2 protein-coding genes are annotated in these 4,940 nt (G+C 39.3%); both read right to left on the bottom strand.

From position 1 onward, the window contains the following. Window positions 1–718: 718 nt before the first annotated feature. The gene (gshAB, locus tag KNP95_RS15750; RefSeq protein WP_214730023.1) at window positions 719–2,977 is read right to left on the bottom strand and encodes a bifunctional glutamate--cysteine ligase GshA/glutathione synthetase GshB; all 2,259 of its coding nucleotides are present in this window, start codon (window positions 2,975–2,977) and stop codon (window positions 719–721) included. A gap of 401 nt (window positions 2,978–3,378) precedes the next feature. Further along, complete coding sequence (locus tag KNP95_RS15745; RefSeq protein WP_214730117.1) at window positions 3,379–4,656, bottom strand: IS110 family RNA-guided transposase; 1,278 nt, start codon at window positions 4,654–4,656, stop codon at window positions 3,379–3,381. Window positions 4,657–4,940 lie beyond the last annotated feature (284 nt).

Raw genomic sequence — 4,940 nt, 5'->3', positions numbered from 1 at the left:
TGTTGTGGTGACTTCATTCTACACGAGGCCGTCGCTATGGGCTTTTTTGCGTTCACGTTCAGGTGTTGCACTTAATTTTATAATTCATCTTGATAAGCAGTATTTTTAAATGCAACAATCGGGCTATTTAGGGTAATACCAGCGTCCATGCAATCAGGGAAAAAGTAAACTATGAAATGACAGAAAGTATTATACACAGTATTTAAACACTATTATTTTAACCCCGTCCCTACTCAGAACGGGGTTATGTATGTTAGTAATTTGAACATTAAATAACTTTATTGTCATTCAACAGCTTAACGTTGTAAATATGCAGTTATCTTAACTCTTACATAGAAAACCTTTGTTTATCAATGATTTATTCATTGAAGCCATATAAACAACGTATTAGTCTAGACAACGATCCTCGCAGCATCATATTCTACAACCGCCTTGAAGGTAGCTAAAACGGCCTTAAGGCGTCCTTAAGAAGTAGCAAATACCTTTAATTCTTCCTAGAACAATGTTTAGAATGGTATGGTTATTTGATGCTTCTAATTATCAAGATATCACTACATTCGATACGTAGAATACATTGTTTACTGGGTTAAGATATCAAGTATTCAAAGTAGCCTTTCACCCAACTTTTCTTCTTAGAATACTTTAAATACTCCCGATTTTCATAGTGTAGATAATCGCGTTTTGCTTATGGCACCCCTAATTTGACTAACTTTGATTCCTAACTTTGTAATAGTTCAGGGAATAAAAAGTGTATTATATGCATAGTCAAACGTCGAGATTCTCCTTTATATGGATAGATATGCATATACATTGATGGATTAAAGTTCGCTTCAATAATCCCATAAGCATTTTTATTAGCTGCAGGAACTTCTATATTTTCAATAATCAAATCGATACCACTAATTTTAGCTCCCAGTGCAGATACCGCATCCACTGCTATTTTTTTATAGTCATCGGGAATTTGATCTGTCACATCAATCGAATCTCCGCCTGTACTAACATTAGAATTTTCACGCAGATAGACGATTTCACCATTTTTTGGAATCGAATTCATTTGATAACCTTGGCCTTTTAGCATAAGGTTTTCCAAGTCACCTAATTGTATAGTTTCTAAAGGTGTCCTATGGTCTTTTCCTCTTAACGGATCACGATTCTTTTCAATGACTAACTCTTCGATTGTATGTTCACCATCGCCTTTAACATTCGCAGGAACTCGTAATAAAACCGCCTGAACTTTATCATGTAACACAAAAAATCGATATTCTGTTCCATAGAGAAACTCTTCTATTAGTACAGAAGAATCTTCTTTAAATGCGAGTGTGATTGCTTTTTGATAATCTTCGTAATTTGCCTCTTGTTTGAAGATTGATATTCCCAATCCATAGTTTGTTGTTTTCGGCTTTACAACAAAAGGTTTAGCAGAAAACATATTATAAGAATTTAAAGCATGTTCTATATCATTAAATTCCTCACCTGTTGGTACACGGAATCCATGTTGTTGAAGAATTTTCTTTGTTACTGTTTTATTTTCCATAATTAAAGGGGATACATAACTATCTTTACTTGTCATATTCCCATTTTTCACATATTCAACATGATCTTTTAATTGAAGCTTCAAAAATTGATCTTGCCGATCCAAAACTTCTACCTTTATTCCTTGCTGTAAGCAATCAAACATTAAAATCTGAGTGGACAACTCCATGTCAGTAAATCCTGTTAATTGATATGGCTTATCCCATGATTTTTTATAGTTTTCTTTCGCAATACACGTAGCCACTTGTCCTTGACTGCTTTTTTCACTCTCTTTATAAAGCCTTCCAGCTAAAGTCTTACTTGGGTCCATTAGCATTTCTCTCAGGTTAACAAATAACGTATCTGAAATAGTCAAATCTAAAATTTCTGCTAAATGTTCCATCTCATCGATCATATTTTTAGCTTCTACTTCAAATTGTGTATGCTCTAATGGATGCTCAAGAGCCACTACATCATTGTAAGAATCACCCATTTTTATCCACTCATCACAATTATTACCCTCATCTTTCCATAGTAAATAAAATAAGAAAAGATGTAGAAATTCTGCTTGTTCATAGCTAATTCCATTCGTTTCAAAAGGATTTAAATCTATATTTCGCAATTCAAGATAACTAACACCGTGAGCTTCTAAATCTGAAACATGATGTCCGCCTCTTAAACGGACAGATGCATAAAATTCTTTTTCTTCTGATAAAAGCCCCTTTTTAACCATCAAAGAAAGATCTGATATATAGTTCTGTATACTACTATATGACACTTGAACATCATCAGAATTAGTATAACCCAATTTACTGCTTCTAATGCTTCTTATTGCCCCATTCAAAGAATCTTCTTCAAAATAATTCTTTTCGCTACTAGGAGAAGCTCCATAAAAATAAGTTACTAACCATCGATAGTGTAAATAGTTTCTTGTGACTTTTAGATAAATCTCTGTTTTAAACTGTAGATAATCTTTTATCTCCGATTGTAAGTTAAATATCGCTTGGATTAACTCATCGCCGAATTCAAAGTTAAAATGAACACCACAAAGCATTTGTTTACGACGGCCATAAGAATTGGATAAAGATTGACGATATAGAACATTTTCAACATTTTTCAATTTCGCAATAACAATATCTTCTTCTTTTTCTGGTAACTGTGGTGGCATGCTTAATGGCCAAAGCATTTCATGATCACCCATAGAACGATAAGCAACATCATGGATGGCTGCTAAGTAATTAAACAGTTCCTCTAATGTCTCAGTAACAGGTGTGATTAATTCCATCTGTAGCTCTGAAAAATCTCGCTGAATATACGGGTGTTCATCTCTTATCGATTTAGGATGATCCGTTTTAGCTAAATTTCCTGATAAGTCAACTCGTATACTTTCTTTTTCAATCCCATAACGGGCTTTTAATAAGTATGGTTTAACACGGTCATTGACTAACATTTTTTTAATATCCATATTAACTATACCTCCCTCTATAAATGTTGATATATCAATGGTTTTCACCATCTCAAGTGCCCGAAAAAATATTTTTCGTCACCAATATCTATCGTTATTTTGTATTTCTTCATGAATATTACAATTGATCCGTACGCTACGCTGTAGGAGCTTGTATTTATTGGTAGAAATTGCTCCTATACTGTGTCCTATTCAATGCACATTGGATCTCTGCGTAGCTTATGATGACGGACCCTCCCATGTCTCTAGGCGTCTTAGCGCGTACATTCCTTCGTTCGGTCTATTCATAAGGCAGAGGCTGGCGATGCTCCTCAGTGGACTCGTCCTAGCGGACGGTCGGATGGAATAGATGGTGCCGGCTTCTCCGTGTCATCCTTGTTGTCAGAACTCAAACGTTCAGGTCACGCTGCCGACTGGAGAGAAGTGAAGTCATCCATCATCCGTTGCTCGTCAAACATCCAGTGCTTGGTACAGAGTGCGTGTAATACTTTCAATAGCTTGCCACAGAGCACCACGATCGACTGTTTCTTGCGAAGTGGGTTGGCTGCTCGCGTGGTGTAATGTTCATGTAAAGATTTGAATGCAGTGTTGTGAAGGATCAGTGGCATCATGACACGAAACAGGAGGGCTCGGAGCCTTTTCCTACCGCGTTTTGAGATGCGTTTCTGTCCCTTCTGTTGTCCTGAGGAGTTCTCTCTCAGGGTCAGGCCCGCTAGTTTGATGAGTTGGCGTGGATCCTTGTACTGTTTGAAAGAACCGACCTCAGAGAGAAGCTCGATGATCGTCACATCACCGATGCCCGGGACCGAGGAAAGATATTCATAATCCGGTGTCTGACGGACAAGTTCAATGAGTTCATCCGTCAGTGCCTCGAGTTGCGATTGTAACAGACGGTACTGGGTGAGCAGCGTGGCGATCTCGATACGTGCCATCACATGCCCCTCTGTCAGACCGACTGAATGGGCAGCGACCTCCACCAATCTCTTGGCCTTCGGGAGCTGAGGGCTCTTCATGCCTTCTACCTGACGGTAGAGGAAGAGGAGCTCTTCGGGAGCCTTACCGACGATGTCTACCGGCAAAGGCGTCTTCTCAAGTGCGGCATAGGCCATCTTCCCAAAACTTTTGAAGACCATCGTGAACTCAGGGAAGAAACGGTCGAGCCAGCGGATGATCCGATTCTGTAGCGCATTGATATCCTCTTGGATCTTCGAGCGAAGGGTCGCACCGTTCCGCAATTCAGCCTCAATCCCTTCCAAGATCCGAGGATAGTTGAAGCGCCCGTCTCGCATCAGTCGCGCAATCACGACGGCATCCTTCTTGTCATTCTTCGTCTGTAGATTGTCATCCAGCTCTTTCGATCGGTTGACGTGCATCGGATTGACCATCACATAGGGGATGCCATGGTCGGTGAGAAAGGCCGCCAGGTTCATCCAATAGTGCCCGGTCGGTTCAAAACCGACAATGACATCTTGTTTCAGATGTTCTTCTTTGAGGGCGATGATACGCGTGTAGAGGACCTCAAAGCCGTGCCGTGACTGGGTGAACGAGAAGGATTTCTGGAGCACACGGCCGCGGTCGTCGACTGCACAGGCGAAATGTGTACGCTTGGCGATGTCGATACCGATGACCAGTGTCTTTTCTGAGACTTGATTAATCTTTTCATTCGTTTTAGAATTCATATAATAGTCCTCTCTTAGATGTATTGGGTCATTTTATCGGGTGACCACTCAATCATCATAAAAGAGGGCTTTTTTTAATTCAAGGCCTCAGAAATCTTCCTAACAGGAATGCTCCTTATTCTCTTACCTTTTAAAAACAATCAAAAATATCCACAATCTAATTAAATGTGAATATTTACCGTTCCGAATCTTATTTGATGAATTATAAAATTAAGTGCAACACCTGAACGTGAACGCAAAAAAGCCCATAGCGACGGCCTCGTGTAGAATGAAGTCACCACAAC

Origin of the sequence: Exiguobacterium sp. s36 (assembly GCF_018618345.1) — a bacterium.
Classification (GTDB): Bacteria; Bacillota; Bacilli; order Exiguobacteriales; family Exiguobacteriaceae; genus Exiguobacterium; species Exiguobacterium chiriqhucha.
Note: the sequence above shows the minus strand (reverse complement) of the source record. Positions and strands in the feature narration are given on the sequence as shown.

Excerpts from the sequence above, each read along its gene's own strand:
- gshAB (WP_214730023.1), bottom strand. The coding sequence starts at position 2,977 with ATGGATATTAAAAAAATGTTAGTCAATGACCGTGTTAAACCATACTTA.
- KNP95_RS15745 (WP_214730117.1), bottom strand. The coding sequence starts at position 4,656 with ATGAATTCTAAAACGAATGAAAAGATTAATCAAGTCTCAGAAAAGACA.